General features: G+C 63.5%; 19 protein-coding genes. 6 read left to right on the forward strand and 13 right to left on the reverse strand.

The genetic code is table 11. The features are described 5' to 3' along the window. The first annotated feature begins 3 nt into the window (after positions 1-3). Complete coding sequence (locus tag RHIZ70P_RS19970; RefSeq protein WP_115672223.1) at positions 4-1,437, forward strand: FAD-binding oxidoreductase; 1,434 nt, start codon at positions 4-6, stop codon at positions 1,435-1,437. After that, positions 1,434-1,829, forward strand: coding sequence for a winged helix-turn-helix domain-containing protein (locus tag RHIZ70P_RS19975; protein ID WP_115672224.1), 396 nt, complete (start codon positions 1,434-1,436; stop codon positions 1,827-1,829). The genes RHIZ70P_RS19970 and RHIZ70P_RS19975 overlap by 4 nt, the downstream gene beginning before the upstream one ends. 15 nt (positions 1,830-1,844) lie before the next feature. Here RHIZ70P_RS19975 and modC read toward each other — a convergent pair whose 3' ends face one another. The 5 genes from modC to RHIZ70P_RS20000 all read right to left on the reverse strand — a co-directional run bounded on the left by modC (position 1,845) and on the right by RHIZ70P_RS20000 (position 9,457). Further along, the gene (modC, locus tag RHIZ70P_RS19980) at positions 1,845-2,930 is read right to left on the reverse strand and encodes a molybdenum ABC transporter ATP-binding protein (protein ID WP_115672225.1); all 1,086 of its coding nucleotides are present in this window, start codon (positions 2,928-2,930) and stop codon (positions 1,845-1,847) included. After that, entirely contained in the window at positions 2,927-3,619 is a 693-nt protein-coding gene (modB, locus tag RHIZ70P_RS19985; protein WP_115672226.1) for a molybdate ABC transporter permease subunit, read from the reverse strand. The genes modC and modB overlap by 4 nt, the downstream gene beginning before the upstream one ends. A gap of 12 nt (positions 3,620-3,631) precedes the next feature. Beyond that, positions 3,632-4,435, reverse strand: a complete 804-nt coding sequence (modA, locus tag RHIZ70P_RS19990) for a molybdate ABC transporter substrate-binding protein (protein WP_115672241.1) — start codon at positions 4,433-4,435, stop codon at positions 3,632-3,634. A gap of 92 nt (positions 4,436-4,527) precedes the next feature. Then, the gene (locus tag RHIZ70P_RS19995) at positions 4,528-6,729 is read right to left on the reverse strand and encodes a DUF1217 domain-containing protein (RefSeq protein ID WP_115672227.1); all 2,202 of its coding nucleotides are present in this window, start codon (positions 6,727-6,729) and stop codon (positions 4,528-4,530) included. Between the two features lie 109 nt (positions 6,730-6,838). Further along, complete coding sequence (locus tag RHIZ70P_RS20000; RefSeq protein ID WP_115672228.1) at positions 6,839-9,457, reverse strand: DUF1217 domain-containing protein; 2,619 nt, start codon at positions 9,455-9,457, stop codon at positions 6,839-6,841. 271 nt (positions 9,458-9,728) lie between these two features. Between RHIZ70P_RS20000 and RHIZ70P_RS20005 the strand changes: the two genes are divergently transcribed. Then, positions 9,729-10,295 carry a DUF6101 family protein gene (locus RHIZ70P_RS20005; RefSeq protein ID WP_115672242.1) on the forward strand — a complete coding sequence of 189 codons (567 nt, stop codon included), beginning with the start codon at positions 9,729-9,731 and terminating at the stop codon, positions 10,293-10,295. A gap of 106 nt (positions 10,296-10,401) precedes the next feature. On the opposite strand, the gene ubiA is transcribed toward RHIZ70P_RS20005, so the two are convergent. Together ubiA and RHIZ70P_RS20015 are read right to left on the reverse strand one after the other, a co-directional pair. Further along, positions 10,402-11,355 (reverse strand): 4-hydroxybenzoate octaprenyltransferase, encoded by a 954-nt coding sequence (gene ubiA / locus RHIZ70P_RS20010; RefSeq protein ID WP_115672229.1) that lies wholly within the window; start codon positions 11,353-11,355, stop codon positions 10,402-10,404. A 69-nt stretch (positions 11,356-11,424) separates the two neighbouring features. Further along, positions 11,425-13,743 (reverse strand): Tex family protein, encoded by a 2,319-nt coding sequence (locus RHIZ70P_RS20015; RefSeq protein WP_115672230.1) that lies wholly within the window; start codon positions 13,741-13,743, stop codon positions 11,425-11,427. Between the two features lie 166 nt (positions 13,744-13,909). Between RHIZ70P_RS20015 and purD the strand changes: the two genes are divergently transcribed. The 3 genes from purD (at position 13,910) to RHIZ70P_RS20030 (ending at position 18,044) form a co-directional block, all read left to right on the forward strand. Further along, the gene (gene purD / locus RHIZ70P_RS20020) at positions 13,910-15,175 is read left to right on the forward strand and encodes a phosphoribosylamine--glycine ligase (protein WP_115672231.1); all 1,266 of its coding nucleotides are present in this window, start codon (positions 13,910-13,912) and stop codon (positions 15,173-15,175) included. Between the two features lie 113 nt (positions 15,176-15,288). Further along, positions 15,289-15,765, forward strand: a complete 477-nt coding sequence (locus RHIZ70P_RS20025) for a plant virulence effector HPE1-like domain-containing protein (RefSeq protein WP_115672232.1) — start codon at positions 15,289-15,291, stop codon at positions 15,763-15,765. Positions 15,766-16,208: 443 nt separating this feature from the next. Further along, a complete protein-coding gene (locus RHIZ70P_RS20030; RefSeq protein ID WP_115672233.1) occupies positions 16,209-18,044 on the forward strand; it encodes a methyl-accepting chemotaxis protein in 1,836 nt (611 codons plus the stop codon). A 73-nt stretch (positions 18,045-18,117) separates the two neighbouring features. Here the strand turns inward: RHIZ70P_RS20030 and RHIZ70P_RS20035 are convergent, their stop codons facing one another. The 6 genes from RHIZ70P_RS20035 to RHIZ70P_RS20060 form a co-directional block, all read right to left on the reverse strand. Next, entirely contained in the window at positions 18,118-18,633 is a 516-nt protein-coding gene (locus tag RHIZ70P_RS20035) for a DUF523 domain-containing protein (RefSeq protein ID WP_115672234.1), read from the reverse strand. Further along, positions 18,626-18,925 carry a type II toxin-antitoxin system RelE/ParE family toxin gene (locus RHIZ70P_RS20040; RefSeq protein ID WP_181904079.1) on the reverse strand — a complete coding sequence of 100 codons (300 nt, stop codon included), beginning with the start codon at positions 18,923-18,925 and terminating at the stop codon, positions 18,626-18,628. Before RHIZ70P_RS20040 ends, RHIZ70P_RS20035 begins: the two co-directional genes overlap by 8 nt. After that, the gene (locus tag RHIZ70P_RS20045) at positions 18,918-19,169 is read right to left on the reverse strand and encodes a type II toxin-antitoxin system ParD family antitoxin (RefSeq protein ID WP_115672236.1); all 252 of its coding nucleotides are present in this window, start codon (positions 19,167-19,169) and stop codon (positions 18,918-18,920) included. Before RHIZ70P_RS20045 ends, RHIZ70P_RS20040 begins: the two co-directional genes overlap by 8 nt. A 293-nt stretch (positions 19,170-19,462) precedes the next feature. Further along, entirely contained in the window at positions 19,463-21,799 is a 2,337-nt protein-coding gene (glyS, locus tag RHIZ70P_RS20050) for a glycine--tRNA ligase subunit beta (protein WP_115672237.1), read from the reverse strand. A gap of 118 nt (positions 21,800-21,917) precedes the next feature. Then, on the reverse strand, positions 21,918-22,214 hold the full coding sequence (locus RHIZ70P_RS20055) for a HigA family addiction module antitoxin (RefSeq protein ID WP_115672238.1): 297 nt from the start codon (positions 22,212-22,214) through the stop codon (positions 21,918-21,920). Positions 22,215-22,233: 19 nt separating this feature from the next. Further along, entirely contained in the window at positions 22,234-22,515 is a 282-nt protein-coding gene (locus RHIZ70P_RS20060) for a type II toxin-antitoxin system RelE/ParE family toxin (protein WP_115672239.1), read from the reverse strand. Positions 22,516-22,605 lie beyond the last annotated feature (90 nt).

The following is a 22,605-nucleotide window of genomic DNA, read 5'->3' on the forward strand; positions in this document are numbered from 1 at the left end:
AAGGTGACCGTGAGCGACAACCTGTCGGATATCTTGAAAGCCTTCGTATCGATCGTCGGCGAAGCCAATGCGTTGACAGCCGCCGCCGATATCGCGCCCTATCTGGTCGAGAGCCGGGGGCTCTATCACGGAACATCGCCGCTGGTGCTGAAGCCCGGCTCGACGCAGGAGGTCTCCGCCATCCTTTCGCTTGCCAGCAAAACCGGCACACCGATCGTGCCGGCGGGCGGGCGCACGGGCCATGTCGGCGGGCATGTCCCGCGCGAAGGACAGGCCGACGTCGTGCTTTCGCTCGAACGGATGAACCGCATCCGCGAGATCGACACCGTGGCCGACGTGATCGTCGCCGATGGTGGCGTCATCCTCGCCGACATCCGCAAGGCGGCCGAGGAGAACGGCCGGCTGTTCCCGCTGTCGCTCGGTTCGGAGGGCTCGTGCCGCATCGGCGGCAATCTGTCGACCAATGCCGGCGGCACGGCCGTGCTCGCCTATGGCAATGCCCGCCAGCTCTGCCTCGGGCTGGAGGTGGTGCTGCCGACCGGCGAGATCTGGGACGGTTTGCGGCGTCTGAAGAAGGACAATTCCGGCTACGACCTGCGCGACCTGTTCATCGGCGCGGAAGGCACGCTCGGGGTAATCACCGGTGCGGTGCTCAAACTCTATCCGCAACCACGCGGGCGGCAGGTGGCCTTTGCCGGACTCGACTCTCCGGACGAAGCCTTGGCGCTGCTCGAGCGGGCATCGCTATTGTGCGGCACCGCGCTGACCGGCTTCGAGCTGATGCCGCGCATCGGCATCGAGTTTACGACGAGGCACATTCCCGGCGTGCGCGATCCTCTCGCCTCAGCCCATCCTTGGTATGCGCTGATCGACATTTCGACCTCGGATTCGGCGGCGACCGCCGAGCGGATGATCGACACGCTGCTGGAGGAAGCTTTCGAGGCGGGCCTGGTGAAGGATGCGGTCATCGCCTCCTCGCTTGCCCAGCAGGAGGCCTTCTGGCGCTTGCGTGAAAGCATGTCGGAAGCGCAGAAGCCCGAAGGCGGGTCGATCAAGCATGACGTGTCGGTGCCGGTGTCACGCGTGCCGCGCTTCCTCGCCGAGGCCGATGCGGCGGTTCTGGCACTCATCCCGGAGGCCCGGGTCTTCGCCTTCGGCCATCTCGGCGACGGCAATATCCACTACAATATCAGCCAGCCGGTGGGCGCCGACAAGGCCGCCTTCATCGCCCGCTGGCGTGAGGTCAATGCCGTGGTGCATGCCATCGTACATGCCCATGCCGGCTCGATTTCCGCCGAGCACGGCGTTGGCCAGTTGAAGCGCGACGAGTTGATCGCCAGCCGCCCGGCGATCGAGACCGAACTGATGAACCGCATCAAGCAGGCCTTCGACCCGGCCGGCATCATGAACCCCGGCAAGATGATCGGCACGCCATGAGCGAAAAGGCGACACGGCTGACGCTGCGCATCGACCTCGCCAACGGCGTGCGTCTCGGCCCCGGCAAGGTGTCGCTTCTGGCCGGCATTGCCGAGCACGGCTCGATCCGGGCGGCGGGTGCCGCCATGGGGATGTCCTATCGCCGCGCCTGGCTGCTGGCCGACGAAATCAACCGGATGTTCAAGGAGCCCTCCATCTTTACCCGGCACGGCGGAAAGAGCGGCGGCGGTGCGGGATTGACCCCGTTCGGCGAGGCCTTGCTTGCCTGCTGCCGTCGGATGGAGGCCGAGGCCCGGCGGGCGCTTGCCAAGGACATCGGCTGGGTGGAGGCGATGATCGATCCCAGCTTTTCTCCTGCCGAAAAGATGTCGAAGGCCTCCGCCGAGGATTGATGTGCCTGGTAAGCGTCAAGCGGTGCGATAGATGCCCTCGGCGGCAATCGAGACTGCCTTGAACAACAGATGAACCGGCATCCCCTCGACCAGTCCGAGACTGGTGGCGGACCTCCGGGTGATCTCGGCCAGCACGCGCTCGCCATTGCAATCGATCGCGACCATGACCGCGGAGCCCGCCTCGTTGACGGTCTCGACCGTGCCCTCCAGCCGGTTGAGCGTCGATATGCCTTCCGGCCGCACGGTTGCCAGCATGACTTCGCTGGTCGGCACGAAGGCGCGGATATGCGCGCCGACCGGAATGTCGGTGGCGCGCAGAAACAGCGGACCGGCTCTGGATTCGGCGAATGTCAAACCTTCGTCCGGACTGTGTCCGGTGACGACGGCATGCAGGAAACTCCCGGCCTTCATGTCGCCCGTAGCCGTCGGAACGACGGCGAGCACCTCGTCGGGCCTGCCGATCGCAACCGTCCTGCCCGCATCCATGACCACCACCCGCGTCGCGAGACGCGTCACTTCCTCGATGGAATGGCTGACATAGAGGATCGGGATGCCGGCCTCATCGCGCATGCGCTCGATGTCCGGCAGGATCGCCGCCTTGAGGTCATGGTCGAGGGCGGACAGCGGCTCGTCCATCAGGAGCAGGCGCGGCTTGGCCATCAGGGCTCGCCCGAGAGCGACACGCTGTTTTTCGCCTCCGGAGAGCAGCGCCGGACGGCGGTCGAGAAGCGGTCCGATGCGCAGCAGATCCACCACCCGGTCTAGGTCTTCGCCCGGTTGGTGGCGCGGGGCGAAGCGTGCGCCGTAGCGCAGATTGCCGCGCACGGTGAGGTGCGGGAAGAGCCTCGCCTCCTGAAAGACATAGCCGATGCGTCGGCGATGCGGCGGCACGAAGCGGCGGCTTTCTCCATCCACCCAGATCTCGCCGTTGAAGGCGATGCTGCCACGATCGGGGCGGATTAACCCGGCCACCAGATTGACGAGTGTGGTCTTGCCCGACCCTGAGGGCCCGAACAGCGCGGTGAGGCCGTCGCTGATGGAAAGACCAACCGTAAGGTCGAACTTACCCTGCCTGTGCCGGACATCAATTTCCAGCATCATGCGGCACCGATCCTTGCCGCCATGCGGCGCGACAGGACTTCCGACGCGATGACGGCGGCAAGCGAAACGGCGATGGAGATCAGCGTCAACCGCATGGCCGCGACGTCGCCGCCCGGCACCTGGGTATAGGTATAAATGGCGGAGGCGAGCGTCTGGGTTTCGCCGGGAATGTTGGAGACGAAGGTGATCGTCGCGCCAAACTCGCCCATGGCCTTGGCGAAGGCGAGCACGGCGCCGGCGGCGATACCGGGCAGGATCAGCGGCAGGGTCACCGTGGCGAAGACCCAGGCCGGGGCTGCGCCCAGCGTCGAGGCGGCCGTTTCCAGCCTTCGATCGACCGCATCGAGAGACAGACGGATCGAGCGGACGAGCAGCGGAAAGCCCATGACCGCGGCAGCAAGCGCCGCGCCGGTCCAGCGGAAGGAGAAGACGAGGCCGAACCACTCGTCGAGGAAGGCGCCAACGGCACCGCGCCGGCCGAAGGTCAGCAGCAGAAGATAGCCGGTCACCACCGGCGGCATGATCAGCGGCAGGTGGACGAGGCCGTTGAGAAGGCTCTTGCCCCAAAAATCGCGCCGGGACAAAGCCCAGGCGACCGCAATGCCGAAGGGCAGCGAGAAGGCCACGGCGACCGCCGCGACCTTGAGGCTGAGCAGCATGGCGGTCAGTTCTTCCGGGGTCAGCGCCACGCCAGAGCGATCCTAGTTGGTCTTGGCGAGCACGGTGAAGCCGGCGGCCGTGAAGATGGCATGGGCCTTTGCTCCCTGCAGATAGGCGAGGAAGGCGGCGGCATCTTCGGCATTCCTGGCCTCTTTCAGAACGGCAGCGGGATAGACGATGGCAGGATGGCTCGATTCGGGAAACCGGTCCACGACCCTGACACCGGTATCAGCTTTGGCATCGGTCTCGTAGACGATGCCGAGCGGCGCCTCAGTGCGCGACACGAGAAGCAGCGCGGCGCGCACGTTCTCCGCCTGGACCACATGGTTTTTGACGCTGTCCCAGACGCCGAGCTTCTGCAGCGCCGCCTTGCCATAGGTGCCGGCCGGAACGGCATCGGTATTGGCCATGGCGAGATGGCCGCCGGCCAGAAGATCGGCCAGCAGGAAACCCTCCGCGATCGTCGCCGTGGTGGCGGCATCCTTCGGTGCGACGAGGACCAGGCGATTGCCGAGCAGGTCGACGCGGCTCTCGCCCGCGACAAGGCCGGCCTTGTCGAGATAGTCCATCCATTTCAGGTCGGCGGAAATGAAAAGATCGGCCGGGGCGCCCTGCTCGATCTGCTTGGCAAGCGCCGAACTGCCGGCAAACGACAGCGTCGTCTCCCTCCCCGTCTCGGCCCTCCAGGCTTCGGAGACCTCTCCCAGCACCTCCTTCAGGCTGGCGGCGGCGAATACGGTGACCCCGTCTTCGGCATGGGCGGCCGTTACCGTCGGGGCGAGAACCGCGGCGGCGACAAGGGCAGCCTTTGCCAGGTCGCGAAGCGAGCGAAATGAAGCGAGCATCAAAACCTCCCAAAGGGAATCGATATATCCCAATAGATATATCGATAGCCGAAACGGGAAGCGCCGGCAAGAGGCGCGCGTCCAGGCTTTCGTCAGCTCTTGAGGGTGGCGATGGACAGCAGCAGATCGGCGCTGATGCCGCCGGTGCCGCCGGTCAGCACCGTGAGCGCCGAGGAGGAATAGTCGGCATTTTCCGTGTCGTACATGGCAGTGAAGCGTTGCAGGAACTTCTTCATCTTTTCCGGATCCTGCATCTCGGACAGGTCGAGGTTCTTCTCGACCAGCGCCGCCTGCATGTCGATGTCCATGTTGGAGAAATCCTCGGTGAAGCCGAAGGCGACCCGGAAGGTTTCGAGCAGGGCGTCGTCGCCGAGCAGGTCGTAGGCGTCGGTGAGCGTCGGGGCGACCCGCTCGAAATAAAGAGCCAGGCGCACGCCGGCATTGCTGTTGCCCTGCTCTTCCTCCAGCACCTGGTGCAGGTAGAGGTTCTGCGCCTCGAGAACCGCGCCACGCTGCTGGACCGTGCCGACGCTGTCGCGCGTCAGAAGACCGTCCGCGTCGAAGTTGAAGGAGGCGAGCAGCTCCGCCCAGGCCTCGTCCTCCTGCTGGTTGACAAAGCTCTTCTCATCCGACAGGTCAGACTGGAAGATCTGCTTGAGGAAGTCGTCGGTCACCTCATCCGGGTCAAAGCCCTTGGCGATCAGCACGACATCGACGAGCCGCCGGTCGGCCAGCAGTTCGGCCGCGCTGGTGATGCCGAGAATGGTCTCCTGGTAATACTCGGCCTCGGCCTCCGCCTCCTCCTGCGCCGCTTCCAGCTCGGCGTCCTCGAGATAGCGGACCTGGTTGACGATATAGGCCTTCGCGACCGTCGTGATGGTGATCTCATTCTGCGCCAAAAGCGGCGCTTCGGCCTCGCCGTCCGCGTCGAAATTGAAGGCGCTGGCAAGGTTGATCAGGCGCTCGTCGCGGCTCTTGTTGGCATAGCTCTTCGGATCGGTGAGATCGCTGGTCAGCGCCTTCTTCAGCTCGGCATCACTATACTCGCCCTCCTCGATGCCGAAGGCCTTGAACAGGATCGCGCGGATCGAACTGTCCCCGAGCAGGTCGTCGACCGAGGTGATGTCGGCCATCGTGTCGGAATAGTAGTCGAGGAGCGTCTGCAGGTCCTCCGCATCGGCGTCGTCATAGTGGTTCTCATAGGCCGATTGCGTGGTCGACAACTGCTCCTCGTCCTGGGCCGACATGCCGTCCTTGACATTGCCGTCCTCGTCGAAGTTGAACATCGCCGCGATGCTGGTCCAGGCGGAACCCCCATTGGTCGCCGCATAGTTGTCCTCGTCGTCGAGGTCGCTGGTGACGATGTTGTAGAATTCCGATTTCAACAGGTTGGAGTCGAGCTGGAACGCCGCCTTGACATATTCGAACAGCCGCTCGTCGCCGGTGATTTCATCGACCGTGGCGATGCTCGCGATCTTCGTTTCGTAATAGGCCTGCTCGCGCTCCAGCGTGTATTCCGAAGCATAGGTGGTATTGGCCGACACATAGGCCGAAATCGTCGCTTCCTTCTGCGCGTCGGTCTGGGCGCTGTCGCCCGCCAACGATCCGTCCGTGTTGAAGCTGAAGGCTTCGGCGAGCGCCAGGAAGGCGGCCGAATTGTAGTCGTTGTCGGACGCCTCGTCGGTGGCGACCAACTGGTTGACATAGCTGTTCTCGTCGTCGAGATCGCTGGTCAGAACCTTGATGAGATGCTCGTCGGTGTAATAGGTGCGGTCGATGCCGTAGGCGTCGAGGATATAGCCGAACAGCCTGTTGGTGCCGACCAGTTCCTCGGCCGACGTGACGTTGTCGATCACCGATTCGTAGTAGGCCGTCTCTTCCTTGATGCTTGCCGTCTGGTCGATCTGGGCCTGGGCGTAGAGGTCGAAGACCGCCGTCTCCTGCGCGTCCGACTGGGCATCCTTGGTGGCAGTGGTGAACTGGAAGGCCGTGGCGAAGTTGCGATAGCGGTCGTCCGTCAGCTTGTTGGCGTAGCTGTCCTCGTCGGTCAGGTCGCTCTCCAGCACCTTCTTCATGAAGGCCGTGGCATAGGTCATGTCTTCCAGGCCATAGGCCTTCATGGCGTAGGAGTAGAGCTGGTAGTCGTCGAGGAACTCTTCGACCGAGGTCACCTTGCCGATATTTTCCTCGTAATAGGCGGCCTCGCGCGCCACCTGCGCGTCGGAAGCGGTGCGATCGAGACTGGCCTTCATATCACGCACGACGAGGTCGTAGCTCAGGTAGGTCGAAACCATGACGGGCCCTCAGAAAAAATGAATTAGAATATAATCATTATCGTGCAGCCGGGACCTTGTCCGGACCTTGGCCAGGACAAGCGGCGAACCAGCGCCCGCTCGCTCATCCTCACCCTGCCCGCAGCTGCGAAATCGACATCAGCAGGTCGGCATTGATACCGACATTGCCGCCGCCCATCAGGATCGACAGGGACGGCGACGAACCGCCGCCATTTTCCAGTTCGTACATAATGGTGAATCGACGGACGAGCTTGGACAGCTTGTCCGTATCGGCGAGATCGGCGAGTTCCAGGTTCTTCTCGACAATCCGCGCCTGCTGGTCGATGTCCATGCTAGAGAGCTCGGCCGGCAGGCTGTAGGTGGTGCGGAAGAATTCGAGCAGGGCCGTGTCGCCGAGAATGTCGTAGGCAGAGGTGATGGTTCCGGCCATGCGCTCGAAATAGAGCGCGAGGCGAACGCCCGGATTGTTGTTGCCTTCCTCCGTCTCGAGCGTCTGGCGCAGGAACAGGTTGAGCTCCTCGCGCACCTCGCCCGGCGTCTGGATGCCGCCGCTCGCGGTGCTGGCAACCTTGCCATGCTCGTTGAAATTGAAGGATGCCAGAAGCTCGGCGAAGCGGGTGTCCTTCTGTTCGTGGACGAAGCTCTTCGGATCTCCAAGGTCGGATGCGAAGACCTTCTTCATGAAGTCGTCGGTCACCTGCGAGGGATCGATCCTCTTGGCGACGAGAGCGACGTCGACGAGCCGGCGGTCCCCGAGAAACTCGTCGAGTGTCTTCAGGCTGGCGATCTTGTCCTGATAATACTCGGCCTCGGTCTCGGCTTCCTTCTTCAGCCTCTCCTTTTGGTCCTCTTCGGCGAAACGGGTCTTCTGGACGATATAGTTCTTGGCGTATTTCTTGATCGTGCCCTCGTCCTGGGCCATGGCCGGCCAGCTGAGATCGCCCTTTCCGTCGAAATTGAACAGCTGGGCGAACCGAACGTAGCGATCATCCTTCAGCGAATTGGCAAAACTCCTCGGATCGTCCAGGTCGCTCATCAGGACCTTCTTCATCGTCCGCTTGGAAATCTCGTCCGGGTCGAGGCCGACGGCCTGCATGGCGAATTCATAGACGGCCTTGGTGCCGACCAGTTCATCGACGGTGCGAATACTGCCGCTGTCGGTGTTGAAGGCGGCCAGCGCGTTCTTGTAGGCCTTGATCGCCCGTTCGTCGGCCGCTTCATGGGTATCGTCATAGCCTGAAAAATAGCGGCTGGACGTCTGGGACAGCTGCTGCGGGGTCTGGGCCGGATCACCGGAGGCAAGCGTGCCGTCTGCCTGGAAGTTGAAGGCCCGCGCCAGTGCGACGAAGTTGTCGTAGTTCTTGTTCAGCTTGTACTGCTGATTGAGGTAGCTGGCCGGATCATCCGGATCGCTGGTGATGACGAATTCCAGCGTCGAGGAGACGACCGCGGCGCTGGTCAGCCCGAATGCCGTCTTGACGTAGGACACCAGGCGACTGTCGGCCAGAAGCTCGTCGACCGTGGCAATGCTGGCGATCTTGGACTTGTAGTATTCGTCGTTGAGCAAGGCGCCGGTCCGGGTCAGGCGGTCCTGGCCGAAAATATAGAGATTGGTCGTCGCCTGCTTGTTTGCAGCCGTCTGGGCGGAGCCGGCAGCGACCGTGCCGTCACTGGCGAAACCGAAGGCGTTGGCGAGCTGTTCATAGGCGGAGAAGCCGGCGACGATGTTCTGCAGCCGCTTGTTGTCTTCCTTGAGCTTGTTGACCAGCGTCGTCGTCTCAGCCCCCACGGGCGGCAGGATGGCGTTGTAGTCGTTGATGATCGTCTGCTGCGCCGAAAGCAGCGGTGGCACCTCGCTGACGTCCGTGACGCCGACGGCGGTGTACATCGCCTGCAACTGGGCCTGGAGCGTCGCGATCTGCGCATCGAGCGCGGGCACATCGGCGGCCGGCTCGAGCTTCTGCAATTCCAGATCGTCGATCTGCCCCTGGATCACCGGCTGCTGGTCGATGACGCTCTGCATGGTCGCCGCCATGGTCATGGCGGAAGCACGGCCGTTGACGGCAGTCAGGATGGTGTTGTTGTCGGCAATCTGGGTGGAGGCGGCGTTGGCCTGGGGAAGAATGACCGTATTGTAATAGCTGGCCGGATCGCTGACATCGCTGGAGAGCGCGCCGCGGACCAGATCGTAATTATAGGTCTTCCGGTCTATGCCATAGGCCGTCAGCACATAATCCCGCAGACGGTCGTCATGCAGGAAGACATCCACATTGGTGGTGCGATCGACCATGATCTCATAGTATCGCGTGTCCTCGGCAAGTTGCTCGTCCCTGTTGATGATCGTGGCATTGTAGAGACCGATCATCTCCTCCGTCTGCGTCTCGGTCTGCGGGATCTTCGTCGCCGACGAGAAGGAGAAGGCGGCGGCGAAATTGCGGTAGCGGTCGTCGGTCAGCTTGTTGGCATAGCTGTTGTCGTCCGTCAGGTCGCTTTCCAGCACCTTGCGCATGAAGGCCTTGGCATAGGTCATGTCTTCGAGACCGTGCGCCTTCATCGCGAAGGAATAGAGCCGGTAGTCGTCGAGGAATTCGTCGACCGAAGTCACGTTGCCGATATTCGCTTCATAGTAGGCCGATTCGCGCGTGACCTGGCGGTCGGCCGCGGTCCGATTGAGGCTGGACTTGATGTCGCGCACGACGAGATCATAGCTCAGATAGGTCGAAACCATGGAGACAACTCTCTTGAGAACGGAATATCGCAATTTTCGCAGAAGCTGCCAGACGAGGCTTGTCCCGGCCTGTCATGCGAGGCCTGCGTTCACGTTTTACAAACCGTGCCACATTCGAAAACGCTAACCATTTGAGCCGGCAAAGTTTTTTTAACCGCGATTTTTAAGCTGTCTCTCAGGGAGGAGCGCTACCTTCCAGCCATAGAGGACGAAAAGTCCCAATCAGACGAACGCATGAAGCGCTCTCGGGTAAAACAAGGGTAGCATGAAGATGACGAACACGGTTATGAAGCCCGCATGGGCAGGCGCGACGCTGCGACTGGATCCGACCCGGTTTCCGCAACAGGTGACCTACGCAGCGCGGGGTGCTTCCGGCGATGTGACGATAACCATCGACGAACGTGGTGCCGTGCTGCGCAAGATCCTGGCCTCGAGCGGCCTGCCCCTTTCATTCGCCTTGCCGGCGCGCGCCTTCAAGGGTGTGGCCGCACGGGCGATCGACCATGGAGACGGGGAAGTGACCGTTACGCTCGAACTGCATCACGAGGATCCGGAGCTCTGCATCCCGCTTCTGGTCGCACACGACCTTTGCGACATCGCCGCCGACTGGCGCGGCTGGTCTGATGCCTTCCGCATTCCCATGCTGATGGTCGAGGCTGATGGCGTCGCCCGCCCGCTGGAAGAACATCTCGGCGAAGTGCGGGCCCGCGAGGCCCAGCCGCGCCGCCGCCATTCCTATTTCGCCGAACGCCGCCCGCGCTTCCTGGTGCGCCGCACGACCGGCAAGCTCGGCGTGTCGATGAAGATCTCCGGCAAGGAAATCATTGCCCGCAATTGACACAGTTCGGCCCTGGCCGATCCGACCCGTTAATTTCAGCTGATCGACAAACGGCCCGGATGCTCATCCGGGCCGTTTCGCATGTTCCACATCGAAACAGAAAGGATCAGGCGAAGGGCAGCGCCGCCAGAAGGCCGAGGAACAGGATCGCGCCGACCTTGTTGTTGAACTTGAACAGCGCCAGGCACTGGGCCGGATCGTCGATGTCGAGCACGCGTATCTGGTAGGCGAACATCAAGGCGGCGACCGCCAGTCCGACATAGGCCAGGAAGCCGATCCCGGCCAGGGCAAAGGCGACGAACAGCAGGAAGAGCGTCAGGCCGTAGAGGCCGATCAGCCAGGACCGCGTGTTTTCGCCGAACAGGCGGGCGGTGGAGCGCACGCCGACCAGCGCGTCATCCTCCTTGTCCTGATGGGCGTAGATCGTGTCGTAACCGATCGTCCAGGCGATCGCTGCCCCATAAAGAAACAGACTGGAAAGCGACAGCCAGCCGGCCAGCGCCGCCCAGCCCATCAACGCCCCCCAGGAAAAGGCAAGCCCAAGGAAGAATTGCGGCCAGTCGGTGAAGCGCTTGGCGAAGGGATAGATGGCGACGATGAGGAGCGAGGTCACGCCCAGCACGCTGGCGAAGCGGTTGAAACAGAGCAGTACCACCAGACCGACCAGCGCCTGCGCCACGAGGAAGAGCTTGGCCTGGCGCCGCGTCACCCGTCCGGAGGGGAGCGGGCGCGACCGCGTGCGGGCCACCGCCATGTCGATCTCCTCGTCGACGAGGTCGTTATAGGTGCAGCCGGCGCCGCGCATGGCGACCGAACCGGCGAAGAACAGGAAGAGATGGAAGAGGAACAGCGGGACGCTCAGCTGCCCACGCTCCGCCAGCACATTGGCCGCCAGCGCCGAGGACCAGAAACACGGCCACATCAGCAATTGCCAGCCGATCGGCCGATCCCAGCGAGCCAGTTGCGCATAGGGCCAGGCGGCGGGCGGCAGGATCCGGTAGACCCAGTTGTCGGATGGCGCGTCGGCAACGCGCCCGTTCTGATCGGCGGCGGTGTTCATGGGCGAATTGATAGAGCAAAGACGGCGCCAAGGGAACCGGCGGATTGGCTCCGCCGGCGCCTCAAACCGCTACTTCTTGCGCATCGCCTCGGCAAGCGCCGCGCCCAGGCCACCGAGCGCTGGGGCATCCGGCTTTGCCGAAGGCTTGGCACTGGCGTGACGCATGGCGTTTGCCGATCCGCGTGCATCGCGCATCGACGGCTGGGGCGCCTCGCCGCCATCCTTGCGCATGGTCAGCGCGATGCGCTTGCGCTTGACGTCGACCTCGACGACGCGGACCTTCACCACGTCGCCGGCCTTGACCACCTCATGCGGGTCCTTGACGAAGCGATCGGCAAGCTGGGAGACGTGCACAAGGCCGTCCTGATGCACGCCGATATCGACAAAGGCGCCGAAGGCGGCGACGTTTGTGACCGTCCCTTCGAGCAGCATTCCGGGCTTCAGGTCGGTGATCTCGTCTACGCCATCGGCGAAGGTTGCGGTCTTGAAGCTCGGGCGCGGGTCGCGGCCGGGCTTTTCCAGTTCGGCGATGATGTCCTTGACGGTCGGCAGGCCGAACTGCTCGTCGATGAACCTCTTCGGATCGAGGCTCTTGAGGGTCGCGCTGTCGCCCATCAGGGTGCGCAGGTCGCGGCCGCAGGCGGCGACGATCTTCTTCGCCACGCCATAGGCTTCCGGGTGAACGGCCGAAGCGTCGAGCGGCTCCTTGCCGTTCGGGATTCGCAGGAAGCCGGCGCATTGCTCGAAGGTGCGGGCGCCAAGCCGCGGGACCTTGAGGAGATCCTTGCGGCTCTGGAAGGGGCCGGTCTCGTCGCGGTGGGTGACGATGGCTTCGGCGATCGAGCTGCCGAGACCGGAGACGCGGGCGAGAAGCGGGACGGACGCCGTGTTGAGATCGACGCCGACGGCGTTCACCGCATCTTCGACCACCGCATCGAGCGAGCGCCCGAGCCGGCCCTGGTCGACGTCGTGCTGGTACTGGCCCACCCCGATCGACTTCGGCTCGATCTTGACGAGTTCGGCAAGCGGATCCTGCAGGCGGCGGGCAATCGAGACGGCCCCGCGCAGCGAAACGTCAAGGCCGGGAAATTCCTTGGCGGCGGTCTCCGAGGCCGAATAGACCGAGGCGCCGGCTTCCGAGACGATGACCTTGGTCGGCTTCGGCGCCGTTGCCGGCAACTGGGCGAGCATGTCGGCGACCAGCCGTTCGGTCTCGCGGCTGCCCGTTCCGTTGCCGATCGAGATCAGCTCGACCTTGTGCTTGCGGATCAGCGAGGCAAGCTCGGCCTGGGTGCCGCGAATGTCGTTCTTCGGTGGGAAAGGATAGACGGTCGTCGTCTCGAGCACCTTGCCGGTGCCGTCGACGACGGCGACCTTGACGCCGGTACGGATGCCCGGATCGAGCCCCATGGTCGGACGCGAGCCGGCGGGAGCGGCGAGCAGCAGGTCTTTCAGATTGCGGGCGAAGACGTGGATCGCTTCTTCTTCCGCCCGTTCGCGCAGGTCGCGCATCAGGTCGAGCGACAGGGATACGGAAAGCTTCACACGCCAGGTCCAGCCGGCGACTTCCATCAGCCACTGGTCGGCCGGTCCCTTGCCGGCGATGTCGTAGGCAGCCGCGATGGTCCGCTGGGCCGGCTTGACCGGCGACGGATCGTCCCTGTCGACCTCGATCGACAGGGTGAGCATCTCCTCATTCCAGCCGCGCAGCATGGCCAGCGCCCGGTGTCCGGGGACGGTCGCCCAGCGTTCGGAATGGGCAAAATAGTCGGCGAATTTCTCGCCGGCAGCTTCCTTGCCCTCGACCACCTTGGAATAGAGGATGGCGCGATCCTTCATGTCGTTGCGCAGGCGGCCGATCAGGTCGGCGTTCTCCGAGATCGCTTCCGCGACGATGTCGCGGGCGCCTTCGAGCGCTGCCTTCACATCCGGCACCTCGGCGGTGATGTAGGCCTCGGCAAGCTTTGCCGGATCGGCGGCGCGGTCGGCCCAGATCGCGTCGGCGAGCGGCTGGAGCCCCTTTTCGCGGGCGATCTCGGCGCGGGTGCGACGCTTCGGCTTGAACGGCAGATAGATGTCTTCCAGCTCGGCCTTGGTGGCGACCTTGAAGATCTTGCCCATCAACTCGTCGGTCATCTTGCCCTGCGAGGTGATCGATTCGACGATCGCCTTGCGGCGGGCACCGAGTTCACGAAGATAGGTCAGCCGTTCGGCGAGATTGCGCAGCTGCGTGTCGTCGAGGCCGCCGGTCACTTCCTTGCGGTAACGGGCGATGAAGGGCACGGTCGCACCGCCGTCGAGCAGTTCCACGGCAGCGATCACCTGCTCGGGGCGGGCATTGACCTCGGAGGCGATGATCGCGGCGATGGATTTGCTGTCGTCGGCCATGGGTATTCTCCAGATTTGCGAGCGGCGACCATAGCCGCGACGGCGGCGAAGGCAAGGAATCGCGTCTGCGCTCCACAGGAATGCAAAGCTTCCGGGTTTTTTCTTGACCTTTTGCCCCCCTGCGCTTAACCGCGCAGCTATTCCCAAGGCATTCGGAGGGCGGGCGATGAAGGTTCTGTTGATCGGTTCGGGCGGACGCGAGCATGCCCTTGCCTGGAAGATCGCCCAATCGCCGCTCCTGACCACGCTTTACGCGATCCCCGGCAATCCGGGCATCGCCGAGCATGCGACCCTGGTGCCGATCAGCGCCGACGACCTGGACGAAATCCTCGCCTTCTGCCGCGGCCACGAGATCGACTTCGTCGTGGTCGGCCCTGAGGCGCCGCTGGTCGCCGGTCTTGCCGACCAATTGCGCGCCGAGGGGTTTGCCGTATTCGGCCCATCCGCCGCCGCGGCACAGCTTGAGGGTTCCAAAGGCTTCACCAAGGACCTCTGTGCCCGCTACGACATCCCGACCGGCGCCTACCAGCGCTTCAACAATGCGCCCAAGGCCAAGGCCTATGCGCGTGCCCAGGGTGCGCCGATCGTCATCAAGGCCGATGGCCTTGCCGCCGGCAAGGGCGTCACGGTTGCCATGACGCTGGACGAAGCCTTAGCCGCCATCGACGACTGCTTCGAGGGCGCGTTCGGCGAGGCCGGTGCCGAGGTGGTGGTCGAGGCCTTTCTCGACGGCGAGGAAGCGAGCTTCTTCTGCCTGTGCGACGGCAAGACGCTTCTGCCGCTCGCCACCGCCCAGGACCACAAGCGCGTCGGCGACGGCGACACGGGGCCGAACACCGGCGGCATGGGCGCCTGTTCGCCGGCCCCGGTGATGACGCCGGACCTGGTCGATCGCACGATGAAGGAGATCATCGAGCCGACCATGCGCGGCATGGCGGAGATGGGCATGCCCTTTTCCGGCGTGTTCTTCGCCGGGTTGATGATCACCGACAAGGGGCCGGAACTGATCGAATACAATGTCCGCTTCGGCGATCCGGAATGCCAGGTGCTGATGATGCGGCTGAAGAGCGACCTGCTCGAACTGCTGCATGCGACGGCCACCGGCCGGCTGCACGAGGTTTCCGTCCAATGGCGCGACGAGACGGCCTTGACCGTGGTGCTGGCATCGAAGGGCTATCCGGGCGCCTTCGAGAAGAACACGGCGATCCGGGCGCTGCCGGATGCCACGGACAAGGCCAAGGTCTTCCACGCCGGAACGGCGCTGAAGGACCATCAGCTGGTCGCCACCGGCGGGCGCGTGCTGAACGCAACCGCGCTCGGCTCAAGCGTTGCCGAAGCGCAGGCGGCCGCCTATCGGCTGGTCGACACGGTCGAATGGGACAACGGCTTTTGCCGCCGCGATATCGGCTGGCGGGCCATCGGCCGGGATTGAAGACCGGAAACCGACAGAAAAACCGAGATCGATAAAATTCGATCGATCGGCCTGACCGGATGGCAATAATCGCCGCGTAAAACTCTCCTCGAAAGCAATTCGGGGATTTCGTCATGCGCAAGCTTATACTGACCGCCGCGCTTCTGTTTGCCACCGGGCCGGCACTGGCATCATCGATCGAGGTGGTCGGCAGCGCCAGGGCTATTGGCTCCAGCATTCTCGTCATCAGCTGCACGGACTGCCCCGCGCCGAGGGAAGAGAAGGACGAGAAAGCCTACAATGTTCCGCAGATCGCTCCCGGCACCCAGGCGGCCGAAATCGTCGAGGTCGACGGAGAGCGGAAGCTGAAGCGCACCGAAGCCTGGCTCGGCGGCTCGCCGGTGGTCTTCTTTAGCAAGGCCGACGGCTGGACCACGAATGGCAGCGTCATTGCCGCCGCCAGCGCCGGACCGGCCGACGGCATCGACGTCGATGCAACCACGGCTGCAGTGCCGGGAAACACGAGCTTGCCACCCGTCCCGGCCTCGCTGACCGACCCCGCTGCAGCCAAGTCGCTCGATTTCACGACATTCGAGCTGCGCGTCGATTGACCCCATCCGGTTCCCTGCCCCACCTCAGCCATACGATCCGGGCTGTGCGGGCCTTCCGCTGAAAATGCGGGACAGACGCCTCGGTCATGCCGGGGCGTTTGGCTTGAAAAGTACAGTCAAGGTTGAGAATACCGACGAAACCGGCAGTCGAGGCAACCTCCGGCAGCAGTCTTGCGATTGTCCTTACCCTGTCTGCACAACCCTACGCTTAGAGCAGCGGCGATGCATATCTGTCCCGGGCCAGATCCGTATCATCTGCGACTATTTTTCTATTAGTTCTTGGGGTTCATTTATAGTTGCCGGTTTATAAATCAAATTTTACCGGTTTTATCGGAATGTGACGATATAACCCGGTAGCAGCATGACGCATACGCTCGCGAGCGCAGACCAACCTCGCAGGATCGGTAGGACACCGACCGGATCATTCGATTGCGCGAGGACCTATGAAAAACCTGAAAATCTCCCATCAACTTTTTCTGCTGATCGGCGCCCTGATGGTCGCGTTCGGCGTGGCCACCTATTTCCAGATCAAGACCGCATCCGACTCCATCTATGCCGAGCGCTACGACATGCTGCGCACGCAGGTGGAATCCGGCATCGCCATCATCAAGGGCTTCGAGGAACGGGTGAAAGCCGGCGAGTTGAGCCCGGAAGACGCCAAGGCCCAGGCCTTCAAGACGCTGACCTCGATCAAGTATGAACCGAACGGCTACCTGTTCGGCCTCGACTATGACGTGACCATGATCTTCCACCCCGTGCAGAAGCAGGTCGGTCTGGCGCAGAAGGGGCTGCCCGACAAGATGGGCAATCTGTTCCGCGAGGAAATGATCGCGAAAGGCCAGAAGGGCGGCGGCATCACCGAATATTATTGGGAAAAGCCGACCGACCCGAATGGCGAGGTTTTCCTCAAGGCCGCCTATAGCCAGGCCTATGAACCGTGGAAAATCGTGATCGGCACCGGCGTCTACATCGACGACCTCCAGGTGAAGATCAACGCGATGATCTGGAAGGCGGTCATGATCGGCGGGCTTGTCGTCACGCTCGGCCTGATCGCCGCCTATCTCATCATCAACGGCATCACCCGACCGCTTACCGCCATCCATGGCGCACTGGGTGCCGTTGCCGACGAGAATGTGTCGATCGCCATTCCGCACACGGACATGGGCAATGAAGTGGGCATGATGGCGAAGGCCACCAAGGCGCTGCAGGAAAAGGTGCGCGAGCGCCATGCCATGGCACGCCGCCAGGAAGAGCAGTCCCGCGAGCTGGATGCCGAGCGCAACCAGAACGCCGAGATGCAGCAGGCCGAAGCCGCCCAGCAGGCCCGCGTCGTTACCACCATCGGTGCAGCGCTTGAAGAACTGGCCCGCGGCGACCTGACCGTGCGTTGCGGCGAGCTCGGCCCGAAATATGCCGCGCTGCGCGACAATTTCAACGAGGCCCTTTCCCATCTCGAGGCCGCCATGGCCAAGGTCAATGCCAAGGGCGTCGACATTTCCGGCTCGAAGGAAGAGATCCGGCGCGCTTCCAACGAATTGTCGCAGCGCACCGAGCGCCAGGCCGCCAATCTGGAAGAAACCTCGGCGGCCCTCGACGAGCTGACCGTTGCCGTCCGCCAGACTGCCGAAGGCGCACATGAGGCCGCCAAGCGGGTGACCTCGGTCAGCACCGAGGCCTCGCGCTCCGACGCCGTCGTCGCCCAGGCGATCGGCGCCATGAGCGGCATCGAGCAGTCCTCGGCCGAGATTACCAAGATCATCGGCGTGATCGACGAGATCGCCTTCCAGACCAACCTTCTCGCCCTCAATGCCGGCGTCGAGGCCGCGCGTGCCGGCGAAAGCGGCAAGGGCTTTGCCGTCGTCGCCCAGGAAGTGCGCGAACTCGCCCAGCGTTCGGCCGCCGCCGCCAAGGAGATCAAGGAACAGATCTCCAAGTCGTCCTCGCAGGTGCAAAACGGCGTGCAACTGGTCGGCGAGGCCGGCGAGGCGCTGAAGCGCATCTCCGACCAGATCAAGGCGGCGAGCGACATCGTCACCAAGATCGCCCATTCGGCGTCCGAGCAGGACACCACGCTGCGCACGATCTCGTCCTCGATGAACCAGCTCGACGCCGCGACCCAGCACAATGCGGCCATGGCCGAGGAAACGACCGCCTCGGCGGAAGCCCTCGCCAACGACACGGAAGAACTGCTGAACCTGATCCGCGGCTTCCGCGTCTCCGGCGCCTCGCAGTCGGCCTCGCTCAATGGCATGGCCCAGCAGCTGCGCCGCGCCGGCTGAGACTTCGCTCTACAAAACGACAAAGGCCGCCGGAGGCAACTCCGGCGGCCTTTGACCATTTACGGGGATGGGTTCACAAGTCGTTGCCGGCCTTACCATCGAGATGCGCGACCAGCGCGTCGATCTCGCGATCGGAATAGACCGAGATGCCGGCCCGGCGCATCAGGGCCGCCGTGACACCAAGGCCGGGATGCCGGACGGCAGAAAAGCTGCCGTCATAGATGAAGCCGGAGCCACAGGATGGGCTACCATCGATCAGGAGGGCAAAGGCACAGCCATTGGCGCGGGCGAATTCGACCGCCTGGCGCCCGCCCTCGACAAAAGCGCCAGACACATCACGCCCGGTGTTCTCCACCACCCGCGCCCGACCCTCGACCACGTCCTCGCCGCCCATGCCAGCCTCGATCTCGGCTGGCGGACGCGGGGTGGGCAGGCCTCCGGCCTGTTCGGGGCAAAAGCCGACGAGCCGGCCCTCGGCCTGCCAGCGGGCGATGGCGGGGTGGGAAAGAGGCTTGCCCTTGCCATCGTAGCGGACCGGACGACCGAGCAGGCAGGCGCTGATGAGGATCTTTGGGAACATGCTAGTCATCCAATTGGTGCGAGGCGTCCGCTCTCTCGTGCAGAACGCGTGCGATCTCGATGTCGCCATCGCTCGTAAGGACGTAGAAAATCAAATGTGACCCTGCCCGACGGCGCCGGTAACCGCGACGCAACCACCCGACATCCTGGCCGGAGGTCGGATGAAGGGAGATCTGCTCGATGATATCCAGCAATTGGCCGAGGTAGATTTCGGCCTGTCCTTCCGACCAATGCTCGGCCGTGTACAGTCCGATCTCCCGAAGGTCGCGTTCCGCGGTTTTGCGAAACCGGACCTTAACCACGGGATCGCCAGGCTTCGCGCATCGACTCCATGAAAGCGTCACGATCAAAGTCGCGCGCCGGCCCGCAATTTTCGCTCTCGATCAATGCCTCGCGCAATCTGTCGATCTTCGCCTGCTCCTCTTCGAGCAGCCGCAATCCGGCCTCGACGACAGCCTCGGCCGAACTGAAACGGCCGCTCTCCACCTGGCTGTCGATGAAGCTGTCGAAGGGCTCGCCGATCGTGACGTGAACTGGCTTGTTCATGGACTGCTCCTGGGACGGGGAAGCTGAGATCTGCAGATTATCACAGCTGCCTATGGGAGACAAAACGTCACCGCCCGTGATCGCCATGTTCCGACGGGATGCGTGGTGGCGTGGCGACCGGGCCCAGCCCAGGGCCGAAGATGGCCGGTGAACGAGGCCCGAGGAGGCTGATCCGCAAGCCCGAGGATCGCGGTGAGGTCTCACATCCCGGACCAGTCCTACCGGGCCGCTCCCTGTCCGGCGCTCCCGTCGGACCGCTGGATCGATTGACCCGGCTTACGCCGGACCGCGCCTCACCCCGTGATCTTGGAGAAATCGGCCACGGTGCCGGTGGCTTCGCGGATCGCCTTGAGGAGAGCCAGGCGGTTGGCGCGGATGGCGGCATCCTCGTCGTTGACGAGCACGTCGTCGAAGAAGGCATCGACCGGGGCGCGCAGCTTCGACAGCGCCTGCATGGCCGAGCGGAAGTCTTCCTTCGCCACCGCGTCGGCGGCTTCGGCGCTGGCGGTCTTGATCGCGGCAAACAGCGCCTTCTCCGCATCGAGCGTCAGCAGGGCTTCCGACACGCCGTCGGCCACGACGGTGCCCTTCTTCTCTTCCGCGGCCAAAAGCTGGGTGGCGCGCTTGGTGCCGGCGAGCAGGTTGATACCGTCTTCCGACGTGATGAAGGCCGTCAACGCCTCGGCGCGGCGGGCGACCATCAGCAGGTCGTCGGCCTCGGGGGTCAGCACCGCGTCGATGATGTCGTGGCGAGCGCCCTGGTCGCGCAGATAGACCTTCAGGCGGTCGTGGAAGAAGGAGAGGAGGTCGATGACCACTGTCGCTATCGATCCAACGTCGAAGCCAGCAGGATCCTTTATCAAGTCCAGTTCTTCGAGTTCCGCGAGACGGTTTCGTTTTTCTGACGACAGGCCCGAAAACTCTGCCTCGACCTCAAGGTCAACTTTCTCGTTCACGGGAGCAACCCACCGGCTATGAGCAACTATCGCTCCCGCGGAATTCAGCTCTTTAAGTAAAGCCAACCGAACATTGCGCTCCAAAATCATCCGCACCACACCCAGTGCCGCACGGCGCAGCGCATAGGGGTCCTTGGAACCGGTCGGCTTTTCGTCGATCGCCCAGAAGCCGGTGAGCGTATCGAGCTTGTCGGCGAGCGCGACCGTCAGGCCGACCTTGTCTTGCGGCAGGCGGTCGGAGGGGCCGTTCGGCTTCCAGTGATCCTCGATGGCGGCGGCGACGGCGGCGTCCTCGCCCTGCAGGAGCGCATAGCGGCGGCCCATCAGGCCCTGGAGTTCGGGGAACTCACCGACGGCTTCGGTGCGCAGGTCGGCCTTGGCCAGCACCACGGCGCGATCGACAAGAGCGGCATCGGCGCCGACGATCGGCGCCAGTTCCCTGGCGAGCGCGCGGATGCGGGCGACACGCTCGCCCTGCGTTCCGAGCTTGGCGTGAAAGGTGACGTTTAGCGCGTCAAGCTTGGCCATGCGCTGGTCGAGCGGCTTCTTCAGGTCGAGGTCGAACTTTTCGGCCGAGGCCTTCAGCGTCTCGAGGTCCGGCAGGTCGCCCTGGTCGCGGGTCCAGAAATGCTTGGCGTCCGACAGGCGGGCGCGCACGACCTTGCCGTTGCCGTGCATGATTTCCTTCCCGCCATCCTTCGCCTCGATGTTGGAGACGAGGACGAAATGGTTGGAGAGCTTTTCCGTCTCGCCGTGCGGGCGGGTAACGAAGCATTTCTGGTTGGTCTTGATCGTCAGCCGGATGATCTCGGCCGGAATCGCCAGGTAATCCTGTTCGAAGGTGCCGAGCAGGACGTGCGGATATTCGACCAGGCCGGAGACTTCCTCGAGCAGGCCCTCGTCCTCGACCAGGTCGAGGCCGTTGGCGAAGGCGAGATTGGCGGCGTCCTGGGCGATGATCTCTCTGCGGCGCTCGGCGTCGAGAATGACCTTGGCCTTTTCCAGGCTGGCTACATAGTCGTCGAAGCGGCGCACGGTGATGGCACCCGGCGCGTGGAAACGATGGCCGTAGGTGACGTTGCCCGCGGTGATGCCGTCGATCTCGAAGGGGATGACGATGGTCTCGTCGTGATCGGTGCCGAAGGTGCAGACGATCGACTGCAACGGGCGGACCCAGCGCAGCGCTTCCGAGCCCTTGCCCTCGATGCCGGCAAAGCTCGAGCCCCTGGGCATGGAGGCGGCGCCGGAGCGCATCGACTTCGGCCAGGGGAATGTGCGGATGATGCCCGGCATGACGTCAGCGACGATCGCGTCGGCGGCCCGGCCGGGCTTGTCGAGATAGGCGACATAGAAATCGCCCTTCTTCGGATCGGTCTTGACGATCGCCTGGTCGATGGAGGAAAGCCCCGCACCGCGCAGGAATCCGTCGATCGCCTGCTGCGGCGCACTGACGCTCGGACCCTTCTTCTCTTCGCGAATGTCGGCCGACCGGGCAGACAGGCCACGGATGTCCAGCGTCAGGCGCCGCGGCGTCCAGTATTCCCGCGCACCCTCGTAATGGAGGCCGGCCTCGACCAGCGCGTCGGTGACGAGCTTCTTCAGATCGCCGGCCGCCTTGCGCTGCATGCGGGCGGGAATCTCTTCGGAGCGGAGTTCGAGCAGAAGATCGGGCATCGGGACTGGCTTTTCTTTGGTTGCTTAGGCTGCGGCCGACTTAGCAAGCCCGGTGCAAAAAGTCATCCATGCAAGGATGCAAAATGTGCCGGCGATCCATGGATATGCACTCTTCAGCCTAGGCGGCGCTCATCACCGGGATGGCCGCGATCTCATCCGCCTTCGCGGCGGCCTCGACTTTGAGATCGTAGCTGGTCTGGAGGTTCATCCAGAACTGCGGGCTGGTATCGAAAAAACGGGCGAGGCGCAAAGCCGTGTCGGGCGTCAGCGCCGTCTGTTCCGTCACCAGACGCTCGATACGCGTGCGCGGCACATTGAGCTTCTTGGCCAACCCGCCGGCGCTGAGGCCCAGGGGCAAGAGAAACTCATCTCTTAGAATTTCGCCGGGATGGACCGGCGGAAGGGTGATGGCCATTGTGCTTCCTTCCCGTTCCTCAGTGATAGTCAACAATCTCGACCCGCTCGGCCCCACCGTTGAGCCAGACAAAGCAAATCCGCCACTGGTCATTGATCCGAATAGAATGCTGACCCAGCCGATCACCCTTCAAGGCTTCCCATCGGTTGCCCGGCGGCCGGGACAGGTCATCCAGAGTGGCGGCATTGTCGATGATGGTTAGTTTGACGATCGCGCGACGAAGAAGATCGGCCGGAAAACCCTTCGGCGCCCTGCCCGACGCGACCGCCTCCGTCATCGCATTCGCATAGGTTCTGATCACCACCAACTCCTACCGAAGTCAATGTATCGCGATGTGATACATTTTGCAATCCCAGAGCAGGAACGCCAAAGCCCCCTACCACCCTCCCCC

The organism is Paenirhizobium selenitireducens ATCC BAA-1503 (genome assembly GCF_900492185.1).
GTDB classification, from domain to species: domain Bacteria; phylum Pseudomonadota; class Alphaproteobacteria; order Rhizobiales; family Rhizobiaceae; genus Allorhizobium; species Allorhizobium selenitireducens_A.